Raw genomic sequence first — 26403 nt, forward strand, 5'->3', positions numbered from 1 at the left:
TTTAGAGCTCACCTCCTTTGTCAGTGTCTACCGTTCTGAGAGCAGCAAAATGGGTCTCAGAAACTGGTTTAAGGTCATATACACGACCAGTTTCGTCATAATAGAGTGACGCATTCTCACGGTATTCCTTCTCAACCCGTAAACGATTGAGTTTGTTTTGCTCACGGTTATTAGGGTTCATTTCTGGAATAGCTGATAAGAGGCGACGGGTATAAATATGACGTGGATCATTATAGATGTCATCACGTGTCCCATACTCAGTGAAACGACCACGGTACATAATGGCAATCTCATCACACATATGCTTAACGACACCTAAGTCGTGTGAGACGAAGAGATAACTTACATTATATTCTTCTTGAATCTGCTTCATGAAGTTAAGAACTTGGGCTTGAACAGACAAGTCCAAGGCCGAAACAGGTTCATCGGCAATGACCAATTTAGGGTTGAGGGCTACAGCACGTGCTACCCCAATCCGTTGACGTTGACCACCAGAAAACTCATGTGGGTACTTGTAGAGTGCTTCTTCCGATAACCCTACGATATCTAAGAGCTCCAGCTTGCGCTTCTTCTCTTCATCAGGCGTTAAGCTGAGAAAGTTTCGCATTGGCTCCCCTAAGATGTCGGTAATCCGACGTTTAGGGTTGAAGCTAGAGAGGGAATCTTGGAAGATCATTTGCACGTTGTGACGGTAGTTAGAACGGCGATGACGCGCTGCTTTAGAGACTTCTTCACCCTCATAGTAGATTTTCCCTGAGGTAATCTTCTCTAAACCAATGATGGCCTTCCCGATGGTAGACTTACCAGAACCTGATTCACCAACCAAGCCATAAGTCTTCCCTTCTTCTAAGGTCAAGTTGACGCCGTCTACAGCATAGACATAATCGGTCACGCGGTTCAGGAAACCAGACCGAATAGGATAGTGGACTTTTAGGTCCTCAATGCGCATAAATTCAGCCATTAGTTCTCCTCCCCTTCAAAATGGAAATGTTTGTAACAAGTACAACGGACAAAGTGACCTGGTGACACTTCGTGTAAACCTGGGTTCTCTTCGTGGGCATCTTCCGCAATCCAAGGAATACGTGGCGCGAAACGACAGCCTGTCCGAATCATCTTAGTTAATGGTGGTACCGCCCCTTGAATAACGTGAAGCTTATCAGAGCCACCTTCTAATTCACTGGTTTGCGGAATTGAACGCAAGAGTGAACGTGTATATGGATGTTGCGGATTGTTGAAGAGTTCTTCAACAGGTGCAATCTCAACGAATTGACCCGCATACATAACGGCTACGCGGTCAGCGGTCTCAGCTACGACCCCTAAGTCGTGAGTAATGAGGATAATCCCTGCTTCGGTCTCCTTCTGGATGTCGTTCATCAAGTCCAAGATTTGCGCTTGAATAGTTACGTCCAAAGCGGTAGTCGGTTCATCGGCAATAATAATCGGTGGCTTACATGCCAAGGCAATGGCGATGATAACCCGCTGACGCATCCCCCCAGATAATTCGTGTGGGTACTGACGAGCAGTCCGCTCTGGGTTAACAATCCCTACTTGATCCAAGAGCTCTAAGACACGTTTTTGACGTTCTTCCTTGTTGAGTTTAGTGTGGTAGTAGAGGGCTTCATCAATTTGTGCTGCGATGGTCATCAATGGGTTGAGCGATGCCAATGGATCTTGGAAAATCATCCCAATATCGTTCCCACGGATTTTGTTATATTGATTCTCAGTATATTCTACTAAGTTATCGCCACGGTAGTTGATTTGGCCTTCAATCTTAGTATTGCGAGGATTATGCAAACCAATGATTGAAGTGGCAAGAGTTGACTTCCCACAGCCTGACTCCCCAACAATGGCTAATTTTTCATTCTTTGATAAGGTAAAGCTAACACCGTCTACCGCATTGTAGAAGGTATCCTTAACGCGGAATCCAACGTGTAAGTCCTTTACATCTAGAATAACTTTTTCGTTATCCATTCTAGTTCCTCCATTCGTGATCATGTTTTATGTCTTCATCTAAGTAAAAAAAGTAGCACTGCATAGATAGAGCGTGCCGACTTCATCGTCTTTTCAGTTCTTAGGGAGTAAGCTGGTCGATATAAGTGACCACTTGGCCTACATTCTTAAGGGCTTCAATACGATTATCCTCAAATTGAACACTAAAGGTGTCCTCGAGCTCCATAATCAGTTCGAAGACGTCAATTGAGTCTGCACCGAGATCTTCAAAGGTCATCTCATTAGTGACCTTGTCTTCAGTTAAACCAAATCGTTCAACAATCAATCGCTGGACTGTTTGGAAAACTTCTTGGGTCTGGGGCATCCATACACCTCCGTTCAATATGACATAAAATCTACACTTCCTTATTTTACTAAGTTTTAAGCCAATTGTCCATGGTTTTAGCAGAGAAAATTATGAAATCTCTCATTCTTCTCATTTATCCCTCAAAACTTGCTTAGACTTTGCCCATGATTGCGACTAAGTAAGCGATATCTTCAAAATCATTCCTAATAAAGCTTGAAATTCCCTTTTTATCCGCCATCAATCTGTCATCAAGAGGCCATTATAATAATCGTGTTTTTCAAGATAAATAGCCTATTATGGGTTAACCAGAAATGGGCTATACATATTGAAAAGCAAGATGATGATGGTACATTATAAGATTCCCTTTTTAACCGAAACTGCCCAACATCTTTTCTTTTAAATTTCTTTACTCACCAAAAAATTTCTCAGTATTTGCTGGACCCAAAAGATCTTTTGCCCATGCAAAAAGACCAGGCTAACAAGGCCTGGTCCAATTATCCTATTCTTCTGTTTGAGCTGGTTGTTCCTGACCGAAGTAATCAGTTGCTTCCTGGATAATGCCAGATTCCACAATCGTGCGAGCCTGACGAATGGCATTAAAGATAGCATGTTCATTAGAAGAGCCGTGGGCCTTGATGACTGGCGCCTTGACCCCTAAGAGAACTGCCCCACCCTGCTTGGTATCGTCAAAATTATCGCGGAGGCCTGATAAGGCGTCTTTGACTAAGAGCGCTCCTAATTTAGCCTTCAGCCCGCCACCCAATAATTGGGATTTAATGAGACTAAAGAGGGTCTTAGACGTCCCTTCCAGGGTCTTCAATACGGCATTACCGGTAAAGCCATCGGTGACCACAATATCAACTGGGCCATCTAGCAAGGTCTTAGTCTCCACGTTGCCGTAGAAGTCAAGGCTAGTCTCAGCAGCTAAGAGTTCATAGGCCGCCTTAGATAATTCATTGCCCTTGGTAGCTTCCGTCCCGTTGTTAAGTAGGCCAATCTTAGGCTGGGCAATGCCCAGGACTCGTTGGGCATAGAAGTTAGCCAGAACCGCAAACTGCAGTAAGTTGACTGGCTTGCAGTCAGCGTTAGCACCGGCATCCATCAAGACCAAGTAAGGATGTTGACTAGAAGCAGTTGGTAAGACTGGCATGAGGCCCGGACGATCAATATTCTTAATCCGACCCACAATCAGCAAACCGCTAGCTAAGAGGGCCCCGGTGTTACCTGCTGACAGCAAGGCATCAGCTTGGCCTTCCTTGACTGCTTGCGCCGCTAATACCATGGAGGCATTCTTCTTCTTGCGAATAGCACGCACTGGCTCATCATCCCCATTGATTTTTTCTGGGGTATGGATGATTTCGACCCGCTCTGTCGCTTCTAAATATGGGCGAATTTTGTCTTGATCGCCAAATAAGAGCACTTCGATGTTATCAAAGGCCGCAATGGCAAGGTTCACCCCTTTTACGGCTGATTCAGGCGCGAAATCCCCGCCCATGGCATCTACTGCAATTCTAATCATTCCTTGTCTTCCTCCTTATAAACTAATCATATCTATCAATATTTGGCAATCGCTATACCAATTCTCGTGCTTTCATCATAACAAGTCCCTGCCAAGCCGTCAACCTAGATGGGAATCTGGCAGTTTGGCTAGACCTCAATCGCTTGCGTCTGACTCCATTGATTAAGCGCCTGCCATTCGGCTTCCGATAGGCGTTCTGGATGCTTGAGTAAGTCCTGAACATCCTTGCGGGCAACTGTTAAGATTTTTTCGTCTTCAATCAAATTAGCATAGTGGAATTCCGGCAAACCACTTTGGCTGCGGCCCATTAAGTCCCCCATACCGCGAATCTTCAAATCTTCACGGCTAATCAGGAAACCATCTTGGTGGTCCACCATAATCTTAAGTCGCTCCTTACCCTGTTCAGTTGTAGGACTGCCAATCAGGTAACAATAACTGGCAAGCTGGCTCCGACCTACCCGCCCACGCAACTGGTGGAGTTGGGCCAAGCCAAAGCGTTCAGCTGACTGAATGACCATAATAGTGGCATTGGGCACGTCAACCCCGACTTCCACCATGGTAGTCGCTACAAGAATCTGAACCTGATTTTGCTTGAAGCGGTCCATGACGGCTTCTTGTCCTTCCTTATTAAGTTGACCGTGTAAGACATCGACCTTAAAGTTTGGGAAGCGGTCGGCCAAGCGGTCGGCTACCTCTAGCACGTTCTCTATCTGTTCCAAATGTTCGGAACTCTCAATCAGAGGGAGCACATAGTAGACCTGGTGTCCGGCCTCTAATTCTTGGGCAACATGGGCTTCTAGTTCCTCTAGTTGATCTTCCTTGAGCCAACGGGTCGTGATGGGCTGACGGCCCTTAGGTAACTGATCGATGGTGGAAACGTGCATCTCGCCATAGAGGGTCATAGCTAGGGAACGTGGAATAGGCGTTGCCGTCATTTGAAGTAGGTTGACGGCTATTTTGTCATTTTTATCTACTAGGGCTTGCCGTTGGCCCACCCCAAAGCGGTGTTGTTCGTCAATAATGACTAAGCCCAGTTGCTTGAATTGGACCGTTTCTTGAATCAAGGCATGAGTCCCGATGACCACCTGAATCTGCCCATTAGCCAAGCCGTCTAAGACTGCTTGCTTGGCCTTGGCTGTCATAGCACTAGTAAGGAGAGCGGCTTCCATCCCCATGGGGGCAAAGAGCTGGTTGAAGGACTGGGCATGCTGTTTGGCTAGAATCTCAGTCGGCGCCATAAGGGCTGACTGGAAGCCACCGCTTAAGCTGGCTAGAATAGCAAGAAAGGCTACTAGCGTTTTCCCGCTCCCAACGTCCCCTTGCACCATGCGCCGCATAGGGTGCTGGGCCATGAGGTCGCGACAGATTTCATTGACTACCTGCTTCTGAGCCTGAGTTAGCTCATAAGGTAAGTGGCTAATCCAAGTCTTAAGTTGGTCATTGTCATAATGAATCTGGATGCCTGGCTCTGTTTCATGCTGCTTGAGGGCCGCTTGCAGGCGCCATTGATAGAGGAAAAACTCCTGATAGATAATTTTCCGTGTAGCCTGATGATGCTGCTCTTGATCAGCCGGAAAATGCATGGCATAGAGGGCCAAGGGCAAATCTAGTAGCCGATACTGGTCGTTGAGATGTTGAGGTAAGACCTCTGGAATTGCCTCCTGATACTGATTGAAGGAGGCCGCAATACTAGCCACAATGGCGCTCTGCTTAAGGCCTTTGGTAGCATGGTAGACTGGTGCAAAGTCCTGGCCTTCCTGTGCTACTTGAATCAGCTTCATACCTAAGAGGGTCTGACGATTGGATTGCCATTTGCCGTAAATTGCCCGCTCCTGCCCCAACTGAATGGCTTGCTTAAGATAGGGTTGGTTGAAGAAAGACACGTTGATAATTTCGTGGTCATTGACCGCCAGCTTGAAAGAAACCCGGCTCTTCTTACCACCAAAGTAGGCTACCACAGGTGGCGTCACGACCTTGCCTTTAAGGGTGACCTTCTCCTGATCTAGGATGGTCGCCAAAGGTCGCACGGCTACCGACTCAAAGCGGAAGGGAAAATGAAACATGAGGTCGCGGACAGTTGAGACGCCTACCTGTTGGAAGAGCTTGACGCGCGCGGGTCCTACTCCTTTGAGATGATCAATGCTATCTAACCAATTAAGTCCCATAAGCCCCCCTCCTTTCTGCTTGTCTGTCTCATTATTATAACATTTTTATAGCCAGATAGCGACTCTTCAAGCTAGTACCCAAGTTCATCTGAGCAAAGAAAAAGACCAAGGCATGAGCCTTAGTCTTTTAACTGATTTGATTATTCCACTGACATCATGTAGTGGTAAACAGGTTGGTCACCTTGGACGATTTCGACTTCTAAGTCATTGAATTTGTCAGTTAAGAGTTCTGCTACCTCATCGGCTAATTCAGTAGTTCCTTCTTCCCCGACAATAATAGTTGCCAACTCAGAGTCTTCATCCACCATGGCTTCTAAGGTTGCCAAGAGGGCATCCTTCAAATCAGGCAAGGACAAGACAATCTTGTTGTTAACTAAGCCCAGGTAGTCATCCTTCTTGATGGACACGCCATCAATCTCAGTGTCACGAATGGAGTAAGTAATTTGACCAGATTGGACGAAATCACGTGACTCATTCATTTGAGCCCCATTGGCTTCTAAATCTAAGCTAGCATCGAAGGCCATCATAGCCGTAATCCCTTGAGGGATCGTAGTAGTAGGCACCACAACGGTTGGTACTTCCGCTACTTGAGCTGCTTGTTGAGCCGCCATGATGATGTTCTTGTTGTTAGGCAAGAGGATGATTTGTTCTGCATTAACTGCTTCAATGGCTTTGACGAAGTCTTCTGTTGAAGGGTTCATGGTTTGACCACCGGCCAAGACTTTGGCAACCCCTAGATCAGTAAAGAGTTGGCCCACACCTTCACCTGCTGCTACTGCAATAATAGCATAAGGAACTTTTGGAGCAGCCTCTGCTGGCGCTTCCTTCATAGCATGTTCTTCCGCTTCTAAGCCACGGACTTGTTCACGCATGTTGTCGACTTTGATTTTGATCAGTTCCCCAAATTCTTGACCCAATTGCATGATTTCGCCTGGGTTTTCAGTATGGATGTGAACCTTGACGATTTCATCGTCGGCTACGACCAAGAGGGAATCCCCTTTGGTGTTGAGGGTGCTACGGAAGGCTTCATAGTCAAAGGCCTTCTCAACAGTTGGGCCTTGGCCAATGCGAACCATAATTTCTGTACAGTAGCCAAAGGTAATATCTTCTAAGGCCATTGGTGGCTCATTGCCATCTTCGAACATAGCATGAGAGTGGCCAGGAGCTGCAGGAGCTGCCTTAACTTCTACTACGGTCTCGCCTGTCAAGGATGACAAGAAACCTTCATAGACGCAGAGCAAGCCTTTACCACCAGAGTCAACTACGCCAACTTGTTTCAAGACTGGCAATAATTCAGGTGTCTTGTCTAAGGCCAATTGAGCGCCTTCGACAATAGCTTTCATAACTTCAATAATGTTATCGGTCTTCTCAGCTGCCTTCTCACCGCGCAAAGCAGATTCACGGGCAACAGTCAAAATAGTTCCTTCGACAGGTTTCATAACTGCCTTATAGGCTGATTCTACCCCACCTAAGAAGGCTTGGGCAAAATGCTTAGCGTCTAAGACTTCTTCTTCCTTAATACGTTGTGAGAAACCACGGAAAATCTGAGATAAGATAACCCCAGAGTTACCACGCGCCCCCATCAAAAGTCCCTTGGCTAAGGCGCCCGCTAATTCACCGACGTGACTAGCTTGACTGGATTTGAGGTTTTCCGCCCCAGAAACAAAGGTCATGTTCATGTTAGTCCCGGTATCGCCATCTGGCACTGGGAATACGTTGAGTGAGTTAATTAATTCGACATTGGATGTTAAGCGTTCCGCTCCGGCTACAACCATAGGCACAAACTCTTTTGCCGTTAATTGTTTCAATTCCAATTTTTATCCTCCTTACCGTTCTATACGGTTGACTTAATCAATTTTTACGCCTTGTACGTGAACATTGACATAGCTGACTTCGAAGCCCAGCAATTGTTCAACACTGTATTTCACGGCTTGTTGAATGTTTTGGCAGATAACTGAAATCTTAGTGCCATAAGATACTAAGATGTAGACATCTACTAGAACATCATCTCCACGTTGGGTGATGACAACCCCTTTGGAGTAATTCTCTTGTCCTAGAATCTCAATTAAGTTATCACGGAAGAAGTTCTTACTTACCATTCCGACCACACCGTAGTTATCTGTAACGGCAGTGCCGACAACTGTTGAAATCACATCTTGAGTTAGGGACACTTGTCCATTGGGTGTTTGGATTTTGATTGTCATGCGATTTCCTCCTCACATCTAATATATCATATCTATTTTAGCATAAAATGCTTGATTGTGCACTCATTAAGATAAAGACCATTCCAAACTGGGGGCCTGTCTTCTCTACTTGTCTAGACAGAGGAGGTCTTACTCAAAAAAAAGCCCCAATCCAAGGGACTGGGATCATCGCTATTAAACGCGTTCTACTTTACCTGATTTTAAAGCACGAGCAGAAACCCAAACTTTCTTAGGTTCGCCATCCACTAAGATGCGTACTTTTTGTAAGTTAGCGCCGAAACGACGTTTTGTTTTGTTCATCGCTTTTGAACGAGTGTTACCTGAACGAGCTTTACGCCCAGTGAAATAACATTCTTTAGCCATTCTTGTTTCCTCCTTTTCGCTGCAGGAGCTTAATGTCTCTGCTTTATCATACTGAACTAATTTATCATATTTTCCCTCATTTGACAAGTCTTTGAGGGTGATTTTTTCGGTTTTTACACTTGATTGACCCAGAAAATCATGACCAGCCCCGACTCAAAGGCAATTTCCACAGGTTCCTGACTGGCTTTGTATTCATTGCTAATCAGGGATTGGGGACTAGCACAATCAGTTGCTGGCAAGGTGTACTTGGCCCCTTGAATAGACAGGCCTTGAACTGGTGTCAGGCTAATCACCGACAGGTAGAGACAGGGCTCGTAGGCCAAGACATGGCGGCCAGGCTTTAAGAAACGCACCTTGTGGTGAGCCTCCAGCAAGGTAAGACGAGACAAACCTGCTTGGAAGCGTGGCTGATGGGCCAGCCAAATATTGGCCAATAAATGGTCCAGCCGCCCGCCCCTTTCGCCTAGAAAACCAAGTGCCACATAATCTGCCTCCGGCCAGCGAGTCATGGCCATGTCCAAGGCCAAATGACCATCGGTATCGTCCTTCTCGCTAGGAAAGGCTTGAAATTCCTGACTATGTGCCTCAATGACTTGGCGCTCTTCTTCTGACACCGAATCAAAGTCGCCCAAGGCCATATCCAGCACATAACCTGCTCTGACTAATCTTAAGGCTCCACGATCAGCCCCTACAAAATAGACTTGGTCATAGGCTTGGATTAAATTTTCAATCTGATCAAGGGCTGGATTAGGTCCACCCCCACAGACAATGACACATGCTGTTGCCACTTAGACTGCCCCCTACTTTCTATTCTACCTAAGCTAAGTCTTTGAGCGTCTGAATGGCTTGGGCTGGATCTGGATGCCCGAAGACGTAAGAACCTGCTACTAGGATATCTGCGCCCACCGCTAGACAGTCAGCAGCCGTCTTGTCATTCACCCCACCGTCAACTTCAATTAGATAGCTATAGCCTTGTTTTTGACGCAAATCAGCCAATTGGCGGACTTTGTCCAAGGTCTCAGGGATAAAGGCCTGGCCACCAAAACCTGGGTTAACCGTCATGACCAAGACCTGGTCAACTTGACCCAGGACTGCTTCAATGGCCGAAACTGACGTACCTGGATTAATGACAACCCCCGCCTTGGCCCCTGCTGCCTTGATTAACTGCAAGGCACGATGAATATGAGGCGTCGCCTCCACATGAACGGTCACCACATCTGCGCCTGCTTTGACCACTTGGTCCACGTAGCGTTCGGGATTGGTCACCATCATGTGAACATCAAAGACTAGCTTAGATTGAGCGCGCAAGCCTTGATAGAGCATAGGCCCAAAGGAAATGTTGGGTACAAAGTCCCCATCCATAATATCAATGTGTAGGTAGTCAGCCCCAGCCTCTTCAACCATTCGGATGGATTGGGCTAGCTTATTAAAATCGGCACTCAACATGGAAGGTGCAATATACATAAAGTTTCCTCCTTAACGACGTTTTCTGAGATGGTATTGGGGTTTACGCTGATCAATTTTTTGGACTAATTGACAATAGGATTGATAGCGACTAGCAGCCAAGCTCCCCGCTTCTAATGCTTGTTTAACCGCACAACCCGGTTCTTCCAAATGGAGACAGGAACGGAAACGACATTCTTGGCTGAGTTCTTGAATTTCTGGGAAGAGTTGGGTCACTTGCTCCTTCTCAATCTGCTCGAAATCTAGGGCCGAAAAGCCTGGCGTGTCAGCAATCAAAGCCTGATTCAAGGGATAGAGGGTCACTTCCCGTGTGGTATGGCGCCCACGCCCCAGATAGTGACTAATTTCGCCGGTTTCAATGTCAGCTTGAGGTAGTAGCTGGTTAAGCAAGGTAGACTTACCGACTCCAGACTGGCCCATCACCACATAGAGACCTTGGTGCAAAAGTTGACTGAGATTAGCTAATGCATCCGATTCTGGATCCATGACGGTTACCGTATAACCGGCGGCCTCATAAATGGCCTGGATCTGGGCGACACGATCTTGGGCTTGTTCCTCCCCTTCTTGGGCAAGCAGCAAATCGTATTTGGTCAGAATCAGATGAGGTTCAATGCCATGCGAGGTCACAGAAGCCAAAAATTGATCAACTAGGGAATAGGAGAAGTCCGGCTCCACCAAGGACATAACCACCAACGCATCATCGACATTGACCACACTTGGTCTAACGAATTGATTACGACGAGGCAGGACCTCAATCAAGCGACCTAAGGCTTGGTCGGCCTTGGGGTCTAAGCCCTCCTCCCATTCAAAGGTGACATGGTCTCCCACCAAAGGCTTGAGCTGTTGGTGGCGAAAATTCCCCCTAGGCTTGGTCACATAGGTTTGGCCCTCAGACCGCACTGAATAAAAGCCACTAAGAGATTGGGAAATAATGCCTTCTTTGATGATTACTTTGTCTTCTGCCATACTGTCACCCTCTGCTTGATACTGACTTAATGGTACCATATTTTAAGCGCCTTGTCAGTTCTGGCTGACAGGACAGCTTAGACTAATCAGGACTCATATTTTCCCATCAAAAAGAGGCTAGAAATTTCTAGCCTCTTAGGGTTAATTATCATTTGGATAGACTTCATTACTTTCAGCAATGACTTCGCCATCCCGCATGACGCGGTATTGACCGACGCCGCCTTCCATAATATAGAGCAGAATCTCGATGCTACGTGATTCAGAGATTTCAAATTCTTGGGCCAGCGTATTAATATTGTTGCGACTATCGCCAATGAAGACCTGAATCTTATTCGGCAATGGGTTGCGTTGATTGACGTCCGTGCTAGCATATTTTGGCACGTACTCAATATTTACCCGTTGAACTGCCGTCAGCACCTTCTCTTCTTTACGGCCTTTGGAAACGGTAACCTTGATGGTATCGCCTTGGCTTAAGGCCACGCCATATTTAGGACTTTGGCTGATGACACGCCCTTTAGGAATGTCATTGTCATAGTCTTCGCTGACGTCAACAGTCAGTCCGTTAGCTTCCGCGAAGTTTTGCACCATTTCCAACGGTAGGTTATTGAAGTCCTGCATGGTGGTGGAGTCTGCCACCTTCCCTACGGTAAAGACTAGGGAAGTAGTGCTTGGCACCACCTTGGAACCTGGTTCCACGCTTTGGGCTAAAATCTTCCCATTATTTTCAGGCGTAGAAGCAAAGTCACGGCGCTCTACAATAAAGTTAGCCGCGGTCAGTTGGGAGCGAACTGACTCATAGTCTTGACCGACATAGTTGCCGATTTCAACCTGTTCTTTCCCGTTACTGATTTCTAAGTCGACCGTTGAAGCCTTACGAATCCGCGCGCCTGAGCCTGGTGTTGATTTAATCACCTGACCTTGAGGAATACTGTCACTCCAAGTCTGCTTAATGGCTCCCACTTGCAGATTGGCTGCTTGAATTTTCTGTACCGCCTCATCCTTGCTGAGCTTGGCTACTTCTGGTACAGAAGTATACTCGGTCAAGCGCGTATAGGCGATATAGACGCCACCGCAAATGACTAAGAGACTGATGATGGCCAAGAACCAGGCCGCAATCCGCCGTTTACGTCGCGGCTTATCCAAAGGTGCCACATCATCAATGCGTTGATAGGCATCATAATCGATGGGTTCTGGCGCTTCAATTGGAGCCGCAACCGGTGTTTTGACTGGCTTAATAGGTTTCATTTGAACTCGCGCCTGACCACTAGCATTCGGAACAAAGACCGGCTCATTCATACGACTCGCATTGAGTGCCGTCGATAGGTCCGCTAACATGCTGTGAACAGAATCGTAACGGTTGGCTGGGTCCTTAGCAGTAGCCTTGAGGACTACGTTTTCCAAGCTTTGCGGCACATAGTCCATCTTGTCACGGATACGTGGGAATTCTTCTTGGAAGTGCTTGAGGGCCACCGAAACAGCCGATTCGCCATCAAATGGCACAGAGCCAGTAATCAATTCATAGAGGACGACCCCTAGGGCGTAGATATCCGACTTAACAGTCGCATTACTACCACGCGCTTGCTCAGGCGATAGGTAATGAACCGAACCCAAGAGGGTATTAGTCTGCGTGATGGAAGTATCCGACAGGGCAATGGCAATCCCAAAGTCGGTAATCTTAATAGCGCCCGTCTTGGTAATCAAAATATTCTGAGGCTTAATATCCCGGTGAATAATTTGGTTCTTATGAGCCACTTCAATAGCCGACAGGATCTGACTCATAATCAGTACCACTAGTTCTAAAGATAGGGGTGCATTTTGGCGAATATAAGTCTTAAGATCTGTCCCATCCACATACTCCATGACGATGTATTGCTGGTCTTCTTTCTCCTCGACATCATAGATTTCGACAATGTTGCGGTGCAGCAATTGGCTAGCCGACATCGCTTCACGCTGGAAGCGACGGATGGCATCCTGGTTGTCTTGGAAGTCAAAACGCAGGACTTTAACGGCTACTTGTCTTTCTAAGATTAAGTCTTGGGCTAGGAAAACATTGGCCATCCCGCCCTGACCGATAAAGTCTGTCAGCAGGTATCTGCCTGATAATTTATCGCCTATTTCCATTCAGATACCTCCTCTAAGTTTTCTGTGCTTAAGTCTGAAGCAATGATAACGGAAATGTTATCCATGCCTCCGGCTTCGTTAGCTGCTGCAATTAATTGTTGGGCAAAATTAGCCTCTTGGCGTGAGGACCGGAAGAGCTCTTCCAAGGCCTCAGGCGTCACCATATTAGTCAACCCATCTGAGCAAAGGAGCAACATCTCAGCCTCCTGGCTGGGCACGGTCTGAATGGCTACCTCAAGTGGATGAGTCAAACCAATGGATTGGGTGACAGCATTGCGATGGGGATGCAAATAAGATTCTTCCAAGGTAATTTCCCCGGCCCGAATCAATTCATTAACCAAGGAATGATCCTCCGTATATTGCTGGAGCTTACCTTCCTTGTAGATATAAGCGCGACTATCCCCTACATGGCCTAAATAGATGGTGCCATCGACAATCAAGGCCAAGACAATGGTAGTCCCCATGCCGTTCAAGTTCTTATCAGCTTGGGCTTCTTGATAAATTTGTTGGTTGACTAGCTTTAAAGTTCCTTCAATCCACGCTGACACCTGGTCAGGTGCTAAGGCCTGGTTCAAATCTTGGAAATACTGCCCAATATATTGGGTAGTACGTTGACTGGCCACGTCGCCACCCAAATGGCCCCCTACCCCGTCACAGAGGATGAGCAGGAGTTGGCCAAAATCATTAAGAAAATAATCCGCATAATCCTGGTTGGTTGTTCGACGTTTACCGATATTGGAACATAGTGCAAGTTTCATGTAGTCACCTCTGTTTCCTTCATATGTTGATTTTTAGTGCAAGCTAGGCTGACTTAGTCATACGTGCAATGAAGAAGCCATCGGTCAAGTAGTCTTGTGGCAAGACTTCAATCATGCCATCTGCAGTCAGAACTGACGCTCCTTGAACTTCTTCTGGCCCTATCGAACTGAGTTGGAAGTCAGCCTGTCTTGCCAAGAAGGCCTTGACCTGGGCTTGGTTTTCAGCTTGTGCTAAGGTACAAGTTGAATAGACTAAGGTTCCGCCTGGTTTGAGCAGACTGGCAACATGGTCTAAGAGCTGACTCTGAAGCTTGCTAAGTGCTTCAATATCGCTTGCTTGCTTAGTGTATTTAATTTCAGGTTTGCGACGCATGAGGCCGAGACCTGAACATGGTGCATCCAAATAGATTATATCATAGAGTGTCCCGCTTGGGGGCATAAAGTCTAAGGCATTTGTAGCATGAAGCGAAATGTTCAAGCCCTCTTGTTGGCTTAAGCCTAGGCGTTCCATGTGTCCCGCCACCAAGTCTAGCTTGGCTTGAGAAATATCTAGGGCATCCAAGTGACCGTTTTGCAGTAGAAAGGCCATATGCGTCGCCTTGCCTCCAGGGGCACTACAGGCATCCAAGAGTCGTTGGCCTACCACTGGCCGGCCGATTGGCGCTACCAACATAGAAGATTCATCCTGAATAGTCAAGCGCCCCGCTTGAAAGGCAGGTGACTCCAGAATACGACCATCTAGGCTTTCAATAGCATAAGGTGATAGGTTGCCGGCCTCAACCTGATAGCCGGCTGCCCTGAGCTGGGCCAGGATTTGGTCGCGTTCATTGGGATGGGCTTGAATTCTGGCGGTTAGACGTGGCCGTTGATTGAGACTAGCCAGTAACTCAGTCAAGCTTGCCTGATCATACTGTTCTTGTAAGAGGGACACAATCCAAGGGGCGATACTGTATTGAATGCTGAGGGCTTCAACAGGGTCTGTCACTGTATCCAAGGAGCGCAGTTCCTGACGACGGAAATTGCGCAAGACGCCGTTGACTAGGCCGGCTAGACCTGCATGGCCATTGAGCTTGGCAATGTTAACCGCTTCGTTAATGGCTGCATGATCCGGGATTCGCTCCAGGTAAAGCATCTGATAGACGGTCATTCTTAAGAGCGTACGAATCCATGACTCTAACTTCTTGCCTTTGATGAAAGGTTCCAAGTAGAAGTCCAGGGTCAAACGATGCTGAATGCTGCCATAGACTAAGTTGACTAAAAGCCCTTGGTCGACTGGCTTGAGCTCTGTCTGACTCAGCGCCCGATTGAGAAGGACATTGGAATACTGGTCATGCCAGTCAATCTCTACCAGTAGCTGTAAAGCCTGAAAGCGAACATTATGCTTGAGGCGCTTAGCGGCTAATGACTTAACTTTCATGAGTTGCCTCATCTTCTACTTGTACTGAAGCGAAAACTTGGCCCGCTAATTGAGCTAAGTCATTGCCCTTGAAATAATCTTCTAGGCTTAGGCGCTTCTTGCCAGACTCCTGCCACTCACGGATGCCATAATAGGAATGATGACCACACTTAACAATCAGGTGTTTACGTTTATAGGCCAGAATGGTCCCTGGCTCTGCGGCTAGATCTTCTGGGCTTGGCTCATAATCCATTGGCGCTCCTGCCCAAACCTTAATCCGCAAGTCTCCTAAGACCGTATAAGTCGAAGGGAAAGGATTGAAGGCCCGAACATGACAGTCCACTTGGTGAGCAGACTCATACCAGTTAAGCTGTTCTTGTTCCTTGGTAATTGAAGGTGAAAAGACCACTTGGCTGACATCTTGCTCCACCGCTGTAATCTCATTGGCAAAAAGTTTGAAGAGAGTATCGAGGAGCAGTTCCCGTCCGATAATAGCCAACTTACCAAAAAGGGCACCCACGGTCTCATCTGATTCGATGACACAAGAACGTTGGGCTAGAATATCCCCTGCATCCATTTCTTTAGTCATGTAGATAATGGAAATACCGGTCTCATGATCGCCCTTCCAGATAGCGTAATGAATAGGCGCAGCGCCTCGATACTTAGGTAGTAGCGAAGCATGGACATTAATGGCCGTATGGGGTGTTGACTTAATGAGACGAGTGGGAATGAACTGGCCATAAGCTGCCGTCACAATAATGTCGGCGTCTAAATTTATCAGTTCTTCTAACTCCTCAGAACGACTAATGCGTTCAGGCTGGTAGAGGGGAATATCATGGGCCAAGGCCAATTGCTTAACGGGTGACTGGGTCAAGACCCGCTTGCGTCCGACCGGACGGTCAGGCTGGGTCACTACCGCAATGACCTGGTAGGAGGCATGCTCGAGTAAGCCTTGGAGAATTTCTGCCGCAAACTGCGGCGTTCCCATAAAGATAATTTTTTTCATGTTCGATACACCTCACTAGTTGAAAAAGAGTGGCTCGTGGTCAATGGTGATATAAATCCCCTGCTTGGCTTCAAGCTGAGATTGGTCCAAGATTGTCCCGAGGCTTTCCTTGATGACTTGACCATCCTTGTACTTGAGTAAGAGTTGGAAATAATAGCGTTCATTAATCCGAGCAATCGCGCCCTGGCTGGGACCAAGCATCTCAATGGCTGCCCCGCTTGCTAAGAGGGCTTGCTTAACTTGATGACTCATAGCTTGGGCCTTGGCTTGGTATTTGCTAGAAATTGTAATTAAAGTGGTATAGAAATAAGGCGGATAATGGCCTAGATGACGTCGCTTCATCTCATAGTAGAAGAAGGACTCATAATCATGTTGCTGGGCCAATTGCATAACATAGTGGTCTGGATTATAGGTTTGAATCAGGACCTCACCTTCGAAACGTCCCCGGCCTGTTCGACCAGCTACTTGGGTCAAGAGTTGGAAGGTCTTCTCCCCTGCTCGGAAATCCGGTAGGTTGAGAGCCGTATCGGCATTGATTACGCCGACTAGGGTCACGTTCTCAAAGTCCAGACCCTTGGCAATCATTTGAGTTCCTAGGAGAATATCCGCTTCATGGCGACGGAAGCGATCCAAGAGGGCTTCGTGTTGGCCCTTCTTGCGTGTGGTATCCATATCCATGCGGATTACACGCGCGTCAGGAAAATGCTGATTGAGTAATTCCTCAATCTTCTGAGTTCCTAAGCCAAAAGTTCTGAGATAGTCACTATAGCAGTTAGGACAGTGGTCAGGTACTGGGCTTTGGTAGTCACAGTAATGGCATTTGAGCCGATGCTCATGCTTGTGATAGGTTAAGGAAATATCGCAACGCGGGCATTGAATGACTTGACCACATTCCCGACAGAGCATATAAGAGGCATAGCCTCGCCGATTGAGTAAGAGTACAATCTGTTGCCCTTTGGCTAGCCGGTCAGCAATCTTGTCCTTGAGGACAGAAGATAATTCGTCCGTGGTTTGTTGGACCATTTCCTTGGTCATATCCACCAGGGTAACTGGCGGCAAAGGCCGTCCGTTCACACGTTCAGGCAGACGCAGATGTTGGTAACGACCTACCTGAGCGCGCGAGCGAGACTCAAGTGAAGGGGTCGCCGACCCCAGAAGCAGCGGTGCCTGGTGATAGTGACAGCGCCAGATGGCCACTTCTCTGGCATGATAGCGTGGCGTATCCGATTGCTTGTAGGTCGTCTCATGTTCTTCGTCAATGATGACTAGACCTAGATCACGAATAGGCGCAAAAATGGAAGACCGGGCCCCTACCACAATGGTGGCTTGGCCCCGAATAATGCGGCGCCACTCATCGTATTTCTGAGAGTTTGTCAAGCCTGAGTGCAAGACCGCTACCCCAGTTTGAAAACGACTCTTAACCTGACGTACCATTTGCGGGGTTAAGGCAATTTCAGGAACTAGTAGAATGGCGCCCCGCCCCATTTGGCTGGCCTTGGCCATCAGTTGCAGATAGACTTCGGTCTTGCCACTACCGGTGACGCCTTCTAGCAGGAAGGTCTGGTCCTGATGTTCTTCTAGTGCCTGGGCAATCTGCTCATAGACCGCCTCCTGAGCCACCGTCAAGGTCCGACTATGACTCTGCTCAACCTCCAGATGAGCCAAAGGATCCCGATAGACGCTGACCTTTTGGGACTTGATATAGCCATGTTTGAGGGCAGTCTTAAGGCTACTGGCACTGACTTGGCTGGCTGCCAAGAGCGCTTGTTGCTCCAACTGAGGCTGACCTGATGCTAAGAGATAGGTCAGGAGTTGGGCTACTTTTTGGCTTCTAGCGGGTAAGTCTTGGATAATTTGCTTGATTGACTCAGCCGGCATAGCCAACTCAATCATGGTCTGGGTCTTAGAGGTGGTCTGGTCTTGGACCTGATAGACTAACTCCAGTACGCCCTGGTCTAATAGTTGCTTGATTTGCTTGCGACTTAACTGCGTCTCTACCTGGTCCTTGTCAAGTTGGCTCTGATTGAGCCAGTCACTTGGTACCTGATACTCACTGAGAGCTTGGGGTTGATGAATTAAAAAGATATTCTGATATTTGACTTTGAGCATGGCAGGCAACATGGCTTGCAAGACATTAATGCGGAAGGCATGTAAGGTCTGGGCCAAATGCTCACTCAAGTCTAGTAGCTCCTCGTTAATAAAGGATTCATAGTCTAGGACTGCTGTAATGGGCTTGAGTGTCCCCTTGAAGTCACTGGTATGGTGAATGCCCACCACAAAGCCAAGCAATTGGCGATTGCCGAAAGGAACTTGTACCCGCATACCGAGTTGTAGACTATCCTGATAGGCCTCAGGGACTTGGTAATCAAAGGGTCGATTGACTTGGGCGGCCGGGATATCGACAATCACCTTGACAAACATGGGCAGGCTCCTTTCTCCGAATAAATTCAGGGGAATTTGTAGAAAAAACTACTATGATATGAACTGCATACACACGTCCTCATAGTAGTTTCTTGACTAGTCTTCTTTGATATATAATTTGCCGTCAATGACTTCTTCGAGTGACTTACCTACGGCCTTAACTGACTCATACTTGTCTAGTTGTGGGTTCTGGTAGACTTGCAAATCGTGTGATCGTTTGCTAGCTAAAATAATCAAGCTGTATTTGGAAGGTACTTTCTCTAATAATTTATCAATTGATGGGTATAACATCATGGCTAAATCCGCTCCTTTTCGTAATAAGTTTCCATGTCGTGTCGGATTTGATCCACTACACGTTCGACCTTGAGATGTTCTGATTGAATAATGGCATTAATCTTGTCGACTGCATGTTGGACTTGGTCGTTAACTACGACATAGTCATAATGCTGCATCAATTCGATTTCTTCCTTGGCTGTCGCCATGCGCTCTTGGATGACATGCGCGGCATCTGTGCCCCGACCTGTAATCCGGGATTCTAGCTCTTCCAAGTTAGGTGGTGCTAAGAAGATGAAGATTCCTTCTGGCATACGCTCCTTAACCTTCATGGCACCTTGAACTTCAATTTCCAAGAAGACATCGTGACCGGCAGCCAGGTTTTCTTCAATTTTTTGAATAGGGGTACCGTAATAGTTACCCACATATTCAGCATATTCTAGTAGGTCCTCATTTTGGATCATGGTCTCGAACTCTTCGCGACTTACAAAATAATAATCCTTGCCATCAACTTCCCCTGGGCGCTGAGCGCGTGTAGTGGCTGACACTGAGTATACATACTGAAACTGATTATTGGCAAAGACTGCTGCCCGCACTGTCCCTTTCCCTACTCCGGACGGGCCAGATAAGACAATGAGTAACCCACGACTTGCTGACATTTCGAACCTCCATACCTTCCATTACTTGCAGTAAATCAATAGTTTTATTCTACCACAAAAGCCCCCAATAGAAAAGTTTCTAGCCCTATTTTTAGGGACTTTTTTGGCTACTTGCTCTCATATTGATCAAGACTTTTTCCAGGCCACCCTACCTTCTGGCAAAAGTAAAAGAGGCTGAGATTTCTCAGCCTCTCATCTTATAATTAACGTCGTGTTTGTTTACCAGCATTGCGGCGTTTTGAGCCTGCAGCCCCAACGCTTTCCTTAGTTGGCACAAGACGGTTACGGTTAGCTTCCTTGGTTGCTTGGGCCGTTACATCCTTACGCGGACGGCGTGGCGTTACCTGTACGTTGGCCATGTCTTGGTCGATGATTTCTTGAATCTTTGGTTTGACCACATGGTTAGTATAGAGCTGTTGTCCAATCATGAAGACTGCCCCCGCCAAGAAGTAGAGACCTAAACCAGCATCTGTTGTCCAAGTCATCCAACCAAAGAGGATTGGATTCATCCAGAACATAACTTGGCTTGTTTGACCGGCCTTCTCATTACCTGGTGTGCTTGGCATTTGTTTTTGCATGAGCCAGCTTTGAAGAATCGACACAGCAACCACCAGAATCACAATGAGGGTTGAACGTTGCCCTAACTGGATACCTAAGAAAGTAGAGTTTTGAATAGCTGTCGAAGTACGAATCGCGGCATAAACGGCCGAGATGACTGGCATTTGCAAGAGCAGTGGCAAGCAGCCAGATAAACCACCTAGCATGTTGATGTTGTATTTCTTGTAGACACCCATCAACTCTTGTTGCAAGCGAGCACGCTCTGCTGGGTCCTTACTTGCATTGATTTCTTCTTGAATCTCGTTGATTTCTGGTTGGGCCACCTTCATACGCGCCTGGCTAATCATGGTATCACGCGTCATCTTCAGGGAGGATGGCAACATGAAGACCCGTGTTAGCAAGGTCACAATGATAATAGCTAAACCATAGCTATTGAATAAGAAGCCAGCTAAGAAATCTAGGAAGGCAGCGGCTGGTTTACCCAGATATTCATAGACCGCCCCATAAGGTTGACCATTAGCATCATAGGACACACAGCCTGATGCAATCAATACAACGACGACCAAGAGGGCCATCAATTGCCAGTTACGTTGTTTTTTCAAAATTACTTCACTCATTTCCGAAAGTTTTCACCTTCTAACTATATAAAAATACGCTCTCTTTTTCAAGTATTTTCGTCTAGTCAAGGCAAAATCATCCTCTAGCCCGAGGGGTGACGCGTCTTAATTCAATCATAAATAAAAGGATGGGAAGCTTCCCATCCTCTCTAGGCTTATAAATTTTTGGCCAAAACCTTCTTCTTGTTCTTCTCAATTTCTGCCTTGTCCAGCAAGATTGGGAATTCTACATAGAAAATAGAACCATGGTGGAGCACACTCTCCACATAGATCCGACCCTTATAACTATCCACCAATTGCTTGGCGATGCTAAGGCCTAAGCCATTCCCACCTTTCTGGCGGGAACGTGCCTTATCCACACGGTAGAAGCGTCCGAAGACCTTTTGCTTGTCTTCCTGGCTCATACCCTCACCGAAATCTTGAATAGCGATTTCGACCGTCGTGAAGGAAGCACTAACCGCGATATGGATTTCTTGGCGATCGGTACTATACTTGACCGCGTTATCCAGGAGAATAATCAAAATCTGCTCAAAGTGATTTCGATAGATTTTGACATAAAGTTCCTTGTCCTCCCCTTCCGAGTCCAGATAAAATCGGAAATTAGGATAGAGCATAACGAAGTTATTGAAGACCTGGCGCGTAGTGGCATAAATTTCGGTCATTTCATCCTTATAGTCGACCTCAGCATGTTCTGCCCGCGATAAGTCTAACATCATTTGGACCAGGTCCTTCATACGGGTGATTTCTTGCAAAGAGGCGTCAATGGACTCAGCCAAAATCTCAGGATCGTCCTTGCCCCAACGATTAAGCATCTGCAAATGCCCTTCTACAATGGCGACTGGCGTCCGCAATTCGTGAGAGACGTCTTCCACAAATTGCTTTTGATTTTGAACATAGCCATCAATTTTGTCCAGGAGGCGATTGATATGAATGTTCAAATCACTCCACTCGTCATTACTGCGTGGTTTGCGAATCCGGATGGTCGACAAACTCTCTTCTTCCACCAAGTCCAGCGTATTATTAAGATACTCCAAAGGAAGTAAAAGATAACGCGCTAAACCATAGGCAAACACAAGGGAAAATATTAATATGGCGACCAAGACCCAACTACTTAGCTGCTGTTGCTTAGCTAACCAGTCCTGATATTGAAGAGGACGGTAGATATATTGTAGGGTTCCCCCATTCGCCCCATCCCTTCCTGGCAGACTAACCGTTCCTATGACCAAAAGTTGTTTCTTATACGGATAGATATCCACTTGCGGCGATGCTGCCACAGTCGGCACATCCAGACGACGTGTCTCGTAAACTAATTGATTGGCACTATTATAGAGACGCAAACTAGTTTCAGGATTTTCCAAAGCCGCTAAAAGAGACAAGTCATCTGCCCTTGCATTTTCTGCATTGGTCCCCAGTCGATCAATATCTAATTTGGCTGCCTTAAGAACAGATTGTGTTTGATCCAAGCGCATCTGGCCATTAGCCTTGATGGCGGCGAGGGCTTGTTCTTGACTCAAGTGCCGGTATCCCATTAAACTGGCAACCCCAATAAGATTAAAGACTAAAAATAATAAGATACTCCACTTCCATTTAAGCGAAAGTGGCTGTTTAAGCTGGAAACTCGGTAATCTCATGACTAGGTTCTCATGACATAGCCTGTCCCGCGAACGGTCTGGATATAAGAATCCTTGCCAGGAACATCAATTTTGTTGCCGAGATAGCGAATGTAGACATCCACCACATTGGTTTCGACTTCCGTTTTGTAACCCCAGACCTTGTCTAGCAGGACTTCACGAGACATAACGGTATTGAGATTTTCCATCAAGTAGAGTAAGAGTTCGTACTCACGCTTGGTCAAATCAATGACTTGATCATCACGTTTAACAATGCGGCCTTTCTTCTCGATGACCAAATTGCGGTATTTAACGGATGACTGCTGGGATTGATTCTTCTCTTCCTTGTTATGGTCAATGCGACGGAAGAGCGCCCGCAAGCGCGCCAATAATTCCTCAATGGCAAATGGCTTAACAATGTAGTCATCTGCTCCTTGGTCTAGACCAGATACGCGGTCAATAACGGAATCACGCGCCGTCATGATGATAATAGGGGTGTCCTTAATGGGACGAATTCGACGGCAGACTTCTAGACCATTTAATTCAGGTAACATTAAATCTAATAGGATAACATCCCATTCCTGATTAAGGGCAGTCTCCAAGCCCTTTCGTCCGTCATGACAGATGGCTGTTTCATAGCCTTCATGCTGAAGTTCTAAGTCAACAAAGCGCGCTAGGTTTTTCTCATCCTCAATAATTAATACGCGGTGTTTCTTTGTATCTTCCATTTAATCGCCTCCTAATGCAATTTAGATACTCTCTTCCTTATTTTACACAATTATGAGAAAAAATTCTAGTCTAGAAGCTGATTATTCTCATGATTTTGCCACTTTTTTAAATTTATCTGCTTATTCCCTATTATTTGCACAAAAAAAGAGGTGGAGTATTCAACCCCACCTCTTTATTACTATGGTTGCCAGTAGTAGGCCCCATTGGTTAAAATTTCTGCGATTGTATTAACATTCATACCTGAGTTCAGCTCGTAAGTACCTGCAATTAGAAGGGTTGATAGATCCCATTGTTCTACCACTTCCAAGAAGACATCTGGTGAGCTGATAATCCCAGCATTATACAAGTTTTGAGCAACATCTTCGGATGTGTCCCCAGGATTAACAGTGAAGTTACCACCTTCAGTGGTCCATTGACCGTTTCTAGGTGCTGATGTTCCTTCAGTACTTGTGCCATTGTTCTGCTCTTGACCTGTCTCTGCTTGGTTGTTAGCTTGGTCACTTTCACTTGAACTTGAGCCTTCACTGCTAGAAGAAGATGACTCATTGCTAGCACTTGAAGCCGAATGACTCTTCAAAGCTTCTAATTCACTACTTTGACGTGATGCTTGTTCTTTTAAAGAAGTTAAAGAAGCATTCAAGACATTTTGAGTTGATTCTAAGGCCGATTTTTCGCTTGATAAAGCATCCAATTGAGCTTGTTGATCCGCATTAGCAGTCGTCGACCCTCCGTTTAAAAGGTTGGTCCCATTGACACCTTGGACAGGTAATTGTCCTTGTGACAAGGCAAAAGCTGCTGTTACCACTGCTGATGCTAAGAAACCAACAGCTAGCGAGCGTAATGTGTTACGCGATAATTTCATACTAGTCCTCCTTGTCCTTTGTTAGCGATTTTCAATATAATCGTCAACGATAGTTTGGATAATTTCTTGTGATAAAGCCACATGGTGAGAAATCTCATGCATGGTGTAGCCTTGCGAGTAGAGACGAATCACTTCTTCACGGGTCAAATCTGATACATCATCCAGTCCTAATTCCAAGGCTGGTTCTGCTTCAGCTTCCACGTAGTGATTGCCTACTTGAGCAGGTGCTTCAACCGCCACAGCTTCTTGTTCACGGGCTGCCTTTTCAAGCTCAGCTAAACGAGTTTTCATGGCATAGAATTCTTGTGATTGTTGAGCCGTAAATTCGTCCAATTGGTCTTGAACGTTGTCATCTTTGACATAAATGGATAAGGCAAATAAGACGATGGCTACAACTAATAAAATACAAACTAAAATCCAGAGTTGCATATGACACCTTCCTTTCGATAGTTACTTCATTCCTATTGTATCAAAGTATCCGCAAGTTACAAGGGGTGCCGGATAACAAATATGTTACAGGCTTGTTGTAATCAACCAAAATTAGCGAAGTTCTCTTTCTAATAAACTAATTGAGTGCGATTATAGTGTACTTTTCTCTTTTGCTTCCCTAAGTCCTATATTTCCAGGCCCAAAAGGCAAAGAAAAAAGCCCGAACCATAGATTCAGACTTTTAATTTTGGTGTTTTTATCTTATTTAAGCCCGTCAGAAAAGACGAAGCGGGCATGATAAAAATATTCTAAACCCGAGTAAATGGTGAAGAATAGACAGACATAAAGCAAGAGATTAGCCAGGGAGAAGCCCCAGACTGACCGCCCCATATCTTGCAATAAGAAGCAGATAATAGCTAGCATCTGTGTCGTCGTCTTAATTTTGCCCGGCATAGCGGCTGCCATCACCTTACCATTGGATTGGGCAATCAATACTCTTAAGCCCGTCACCATCAATTCTCTGGCTAGAATGATGAAAACCACCCATCCCGGTACAGAGCCTAATTGGACTAGTAAAATCAGCGCAGCCATGACTAGCAATTTATCAGCCATGGGATCGAAGAAAGCCCCAAAAGAGGTCACTAATTGGTATTTGCGCGCCAGGTAGCCATCAAGGAAGTCCGTAAAGCTCGCTAGGGCAAAAACCACAGCGGCCCAGACTTGATTGACAGGAATGGCGGTCCCTAACCACACAACTTGGTCAGCCGAATGGTTTAATAGCAAGAAGATAAAGACTGGAATCATCAGCATCCGCAAGAGCGTTAACTTATTGGCGATATTCATGACTATCCTCCCTGATGGCTAGACCTTATTGGCCATTGTTACCGTTGTTCTGTTGGCGATTAGGATCCAGAACGGCTGGTCCTTGATAAGAACCTTGGCCTTGGTTTTGATTTTGATTTTGATTTTGGTTTTGGTCTTGGCCTTGTTGATTTTCTACCGCTTGATTAGCTTCATTAGTGCTTGAGCCTGTCGGCTGATCTGCATGAAGACGGAAGACAATAGAATCTGTGATATAGTCGTTAGCGATTTTAACTGTCTTACCATTCACCTGAATCTCGCCACCCTCAGGGTAACCTAGGCGAATGCGGACGCTTCGGGTTTGGCCTTTAACTTTAATCTCTAAGGTTTCACCTTCAGTCACCGTTGTATCCATAGTGATTTCTTCATCCTCATAGACACCTACCCAGACATAATTCTTGCCTTTAACAGTGAACTTAAATTTATTCATCGGCGCATAGAGTTCGTAGGTTGTTTCTTCGCCTTCACCAGATACGCGCTTTCCTTGGACATCTCCAAAGAACTCTGCGCCGTCAATCTTAGCTTGAGAAGAAGTCTCGCTACTGCTGCTAGCTGCATGTTGAGCTGCCGAACTTGGTTCTACTGACGATACAAGACTAGTAGAACTAGAATTATTAGCCTGCTGTTGCCGCTCTCGTTGAGACACAGAGTAGATGGTCCAGGTAATAAAGGCCATAACCAAGACAAATACCCCAGCTAGCATGAGAACTGGCAAGTGCTTAGCATAGCGATCTAAGAGCGATTGTTCTGACTGGGCTTGGTTTCTGTTCAAACGGCTAGGCATCGCTTCTGCTTCTTGGTCATCATATTGAGATAAGCCATGTTCTACCGCTTCTAACTCATTATGATAATCTAAGAGTAGGCTATCCCCATCTAGGCCAACCATGTCAGCATATTGTTTAACAAAAGCTCTAGTATAGAAGTTACCAGGAATTTCTTCGAAGCGTCCTTCCTCAATCGCCACCAAGTATTTTTTCTGAATTTTTGTCATTTGTTGTAAAGTATTTAAGGTATATCCTTTTTCAATGCGGGCATCGCGCAATTTAGTTCCTAATTCACTCATCGCCGTTCATCCTTTTCTTTCTGCATTCAAAAAGTATTATATCATATTCTGACATGAGGGTTA

At 46.2% G+C, this 26403-nt stretch carries 25 protein-coding genes; all 25 read right to left on the reverse strand.

Features of this window, described 5'->3' with window-relative positions:
* Nucleotide 1: 1 nt before the first annotated feature.
* Nucleotides 2-961: an ATP-binding cassette domain-containing protein gene (locus V7R82_RS05530; RefSeq protein ID WP_298077403.1), complete on the reverse strand. Its 960-nt coding sequence runs from the start codon at nt 959-961 to the stop codon at nt 2-4.
* Nucleotides 961-1971: an ABC transporter ATP-binding protein gene (locus tag V7R82_RS05535; protein WP_070755474.1), complete on the reverse strand. Its 1011-nt coding sequence runs from the start codon at nt 1969-1971 to the stop codon at nt 961-963. Before V7R82_RS05535 ends, V7R82_RS05530 begins: the two co-directional genes overlap by 1 nt.
* Before the next feature lie 100 nt (nt 1972-2071).
* The gene (gene acpP / locus V7R82_RS05540; RefSeq protein ID WP_298077401.1) at nt 2072-2314 is read right to left on the reverse strand and encodes an acyl carrier protein; all 243 of its coding nucleotides are present in this window, start codon (nt 2312-2314) and stop codon (nt 2072-2074) included.
* A 481-nt stretch (nt 2315-2795) separates the two neighbouring features.
* Nucleotides 2796-3815, reverse strand: a complete 1020-nt coding sequence (gene plsX / locus V7R82_RS05545; RefSeq protein ID WP_311465364.1) for a phosphate acyltransferase PlsX — start codon at nt 3813-3815, stop codon at nt 2796-2798.
* A 128-nt stretch (nt 3816-3943) separates the two neighbouring features.
* On the reverse strand, nt 3944-5980 hold the full coding sequence (recG, locus tag V7R82_RS05550; protein WP_338541812.1) for an ATP-dependent DNA helicase RecG: 2037 nt from the start codon (nt 5978-5980) through the stop codon (nt 3944-3946).
* Between the two features lie 140 nt (nt 5981-6120).
* Nucleotides 6121-7794, reverse strand: coding sequence for a DAK2 domain-containing protein (locus V7R82_RS05555; protein ID WP_338541814.1), 1674 nt, complete (start codon nt 7792-7794; stop codon nt 6121-6123).
* Between the two features lie 33 nt (nt 7795-7827).
* Nucleotides 7828-8184 (reverse strand): Asp23/Gls24 family envelope stress response protein, encoded by a 357-nt coding sequence (locus tag V7R82_RS05560; RefSeq protein ID WP_070755469.1) that lies wholly within the window; start codon nt 8182-8184, stop codon nt 7828-7830.
* Between the two features lie 174 nt (nt 8185-8358).
* Nucleotides 8359-8547, reverse strand: coding sequence for a 50S ribosomal protein L28 (gene rpmB, locus V7R82_RS05565; RefSeq protein ID WP_023390775.1), 189 nt, complete (start codon nt 8545-8547; stop codon nt 8359-8361).
* A gap of 113 nt (nt 8548-8660) precedes the next feature.
* Entirely contained in the window at nt 8661-9335 is a 675-nt protein-coding gene (locus V7R82_RS05570; RefSeq protein WP_338541818.1) for a thiamine diphosphokinase, read from the reverse strand.
* A 28-nt stretch (nt 9336-9363) separates the two neighbouring features.
* Nucleotides 9364-10011 carry a ribulose-phosphate 3-epimerase gene (gene rpe, locus V7R82_RS05575; RefSeq protein WP_338541820.1) on the reverse strand — a complete coding sequence of 216 codons (648 nt, stop codon included), beginning with the start codon at nt 10009-10011 and terminating at the stop codon, nt 9364-9366.
* 12 nt (nt 10012-10023) lie between these two features.
* Entirely contained in the window at nt 10024-11016 is a 993-nt protein-coding gene (rsgA, locus tag V7R82_RS05580; protein ID WP_338541822.1) for a ribosome small subunit-dependent GTPase A, read from the reverse strand.
* A 102-nt stretch (nt 11017-11118) separates the two neighbouring features.
* Nucleotides 11119-13098 (reverse strand): Stk1 family PASTA domain-containing Ser/Thr kinase, encoded by a 1980-nt coding sequence (gene pknB, locus V7R82_RS05585; protein WP_311465351.1) that lies wholly within the window; start codon nt 13096-13098, stop codon nt 11119-11121.
* The gene (locus V7R82_RS05590) at nt 13089-13856 is read right to left on the reverse strand and encodes a Stp1/IreP family PP2C-type Ser/Thr phosphatase (RefSeq protein ID WP_291454366.1); all 768 of its coding nucleotides are present in this window, start codon (nt 13854-13856) and stop codon (nt 13089-13091) included. The genes pknB and V7R82_RS05590 overlap by 10 nt, the downstream gene beginning before the upstream one ends.
* 43 nt (nt 13857-13899) lie before the next feature.
* The gene (gene rsmB / locus V7R82_RS05595) at nt 13900-15273 is read right to left on the reverse strand and encodes a 16S rRNA (cytosine(967)-C(5))-methyltransferase RsmB (RefSeq protein WP_070755464.1); all 1374 of its coding nucleotides are present in this window, start codon (nt 15271-15273) and stop codon (nt 13900-13902) included.
* Nucleotides 15263-16258 (reverse strand): methionyl-tRNA formyltransferase, encoded by a 996-nt coding sequence (gene fmt / locus V7R82_RS05600; RefSeq protein ID WP_338541828.1) that lies wholly within the window; start codon nt 16256-16258, stop codon nt 15263-15265. Before fmt ends, rsmB begins: the two co-directional genes overlap by 11 nt.
* A gap of 15 nt (nt 16259-16273) precedes the next feature.
* On the reverse strand, nt 16274-18679 hold the full coding sequence (gene priA, locus V7R82_RS05605) for a primosomal protein N' (RefSeq protein ID WP_338541830.1): 2406 nt from the start codon (nt 18677-18679) through the stop codon (nt 16274-16276).
* A gap of 96 nt (nt 18680-18775) precedes the next feature.
* Nucleotides 18776-18973 carry a DNA-directed RNA polymerase subunit omega gene (gene rpoZ, locus V7R82_RS05610; RefSeq protein ID WP_023390784.1) on the reverse strand — a complete coding sequence of 66 codons (198 nt, stop codon included), beginning with the start codon at nt 18971-18973 and terminating at the stop codon, nt 18776-18778.
* A gap of 2 nt (nt 18974-18975) precedes the next feature.
* Nucleotides 18976-19611 carry a guanylate kinase gene (gmk, locus tag V7R82_RS05615; protein WP_023390785.1) on the reverse strand — a complete coding sequence of 212 codons (636 nt, stop codon included), beginning with the start codon at nt 19609-19611 and terminating at the stop codon, nt 18976-18978.
* Nucleotides 19612-19814: 203 nt separating this feature from the next.
* Entirely contained in the window at nt 19815-20786 is a 972-nt protein-coding gene (gene yidC / locus V7R82_RS05620; protein ID WP_070755461.1) for a membrane protein insertase YidC, read from the reverse strand.
* 155 nt (nt 20787-20941) lie between these two features.
* On the reverse strand, nt 20942-22417 hold the full coding sequence (locus V7R82_RS05625) for a HAMP domain-containing sensor histidine kinase (protein WP_338541835.1): 1476 nt from the start codon (nt 22415-22417) through the stop codon (nt 20942-20944).
* 2 nt (nt 22418-22419) lie between these two features.
* The gene (locus V7R82_RS05630; protein WP_338541837.1) at nt 22420-23124 is read right to left on the reverse strand and encodes a response regulator transcription factor; all 705 of its coding nucleotides are present in this window, start codon (nt 23122-23124) and stop codon (nt 22420-22422) included.
* A gap of 179 nt (nt 23125-23303) precedes the next feature.
* Nucleotides 23304-23987 carry an endolytic transglycosylase MltG gene (locus V7R82_RS05635; protein ID WP_338541839.1) on the reverse strand — a complete coding sequence of 228 codons (684 nt, stop codon included), beginning with the start codon at nt 23985-23987 and terminating at the stop codon, nt 23304-23306.
* A gap of 21 nt (nt 23988-24008) precedes the next feature.
* A complete protein-coding gene (locus tag V7R82_RS05640) occupies nt 24009-24416 on the reverse strand; it encodes a hypothetical protein (protein WP_070755458.1) in 408 nt (135 codons plus the stop codon).
* A 261-nt stretch (nt 24417-24677) separates the two neighbouring features.
* Nucleotides 24678-25259 (reverse strand): CDP-diacylglycerol--glycerol-3-phosphate 3-phosphatidyltransferase, encoded by a 582-nt coding sequence (pgsA, locus tag V7R82_RS05645; RefSeq protein ID WP_291427281.1) that lies wholly within the window; start codon nt 25257-25259, stop codon nt 24678-24680.
* Between the two features lie 25 nt (nt 25260-25284).
* The gene (locus V7R82_RS05650; protein WP_311465335.1) at nt 25285-26340 is read right to left on the reverse strand and encodes a helix-turn-helix domain-containing protein; all 1056 of its coding nucleotides are present in this window, start codon (nt 26338-26340) and stop codon (nt 25285-25287) included.
* Between the last annotated feature and the right edge of the window lie 63 nt (nt 26341-26403).

The sequence above is a fragment of the Abiotrophia defectiva ATCC 49176 genome, from assembly GCF_037041345.1.
GTDB lineage: Bacteria > Bacillota > Bacilli > Lactobacillales > Aerococcaceae > Abiotrophia.

Bases quoted from the DNA above. Each gene is read 5' to 3' on its own strand.
- V7R82_RS05530 (WP_298077403.1), bottom strand. From the start codon at position 961: ATGGCTGAATTTATGCGCATTGAGGACCTAAAAGTCCACTATCCTATT.
- V7R82_RS05535 (WP_070755474.1), bottom strand. From the start codon at position 1,971: ATGGATAACGAAAAAGTTATTCTAGATGTAAAGGACTTACACGTTGGA.
- acpP (WP_298077401.1), bottom strand. From the start codon at position 2,314: ATGCCCCAGACCCAAGAAGTTTTCCAAACAGTCCAGCGATTGATTGTT.
- plsX (WP_311465364.1), bottom strand. From the start codon at position 3,815: ATGATTAGAATTGCAGTAGATGCCATGGGCGGGGATTTCGCGCCTGAA.
- recG (WP_338541812.1), bottom strand. From the start codon at position 5,980: ATGGGACTTAATTGGTTAGATAGCATTGATCATCTCAAAGGAGTAGGA.
- V7R82_RS05560 (WP_070755469.1), bottom strand. From the start codon at position 8,184: ATGACAATCAAAATCCAAACACCCAATGGACAAGTGTCCCTAACTCAA.
- rpmB (WP_023390775.1), bottom strand. From the start codon at position 8,547: ATGGCTAAAGAATGTTATTTCACTGGGCGTAAAGCTCGTTCAGGTAAC.
- rpe (WP_338541820.1), bottom strand. From the start codon at position 10,011: ATGTATATTGCACCTTCCATGTTGAGTGCCGATTTTAATAAGCTAGCC.
- rsgA (WP_338541822.1), bottom strand. From the start codon at position 11,016: ATGGTACCATTAAGTCAGTATCAAGCAGAGGGTGACAGTATGGCAGAA.
- pknB (WP_311465351.1), bottom strand. From the start codon at position 13,098: ATGGAAATAGGCGATAAATTATCAGGCAGATACCTGCTGACAGACTTT.
- V7R82_RS05590 (WP_291454366.1), bottom strand. From the start codon at position 13,856: ATGAAACTTGCACTATGTTCCAATATCGGTAAACGTCGAACAACCAAC.
- rsmB (WP_070755464.1), bottom strand. From the start codon at position 15,273: ATGAAAGTTAAGTCATTAGCCGCTAAGCGCCTCAAGCATAATGTTCGC.
- fmt (WP_338541828.1), bottom strand. From the start codon at position 16,258: ATGAAAAAAATTATCTTTATGGGAACGCCGCAGTTTGCGGCAGAAATT.
- priA (WP_338541830.1), bottom strand. From the start codon at position 18,679: ATGTTTGTCAAGGTGATTGTCGATATCCCGGCCGCCCAAGTCAATCGA.
- rpoZ (WP_023390784.1), bottom strand. From the start codon at position 18,973: ATGATGTTATACCCATCAATTGATAAATTATTAGAGAAAGTACCTTCC.
- gmk (WP_023390785.1), bottom strand. From the start codon at position 19,611: ATGTCAGCAAGTCGTGGGTTACTCATTGTCTTATCTGGCCCGTCCGGA.
- yidC (WP_070755461.1), bottom strand. From the start codon at position 20,786: ATGAGTGAAGTAATTTTGAAAAAACAACGTAACTGGCAATTGATGGCC.
- V7R82_RS05625 (WP_338541835.1), bottom strand. From the start codon at position 22,417: ATGAGATTACCGAGTTTCCAGCTTAAACAGCCACTTTCGCTTAAATGG.
- V7R82_RS05630 (WP_338541837.1), bottom strand. From the start codon at position 23,124: ATGGAAGATACAAAGAAACACCGCGTATTAATTATTGAGGATGAGAAA.
- V7R82_RS05635 (WP_338541839.1), bottom strand. From the start codon at position 23,987: ATGAAATTATCGCGTAACACATTACGCTCGCTAGCTGTTGGTTTCTTA.
- V7R82_RS05640 (WP_070755458.1), bottom strand. From the start codon at position 24,416: ATGCAACTCTGGATTTTAGTTTGTATTTTATTAGTTGTAGCCATCGTC.
- pgsA (WP_291427281.1), bottom strand. From the start codon at position 25,259: ATGAATATCGCCAATAAGTTAACGCTCTTGCGGATGCTGATGATTCCA.
- V7R82_RS05650 (WP_311465335.1), bottom strand. From the start codon at position 26,340: ATGAGTGAATTAGGAACTAAATTGCGCGATGCCCGCATTGAAAAAGGA.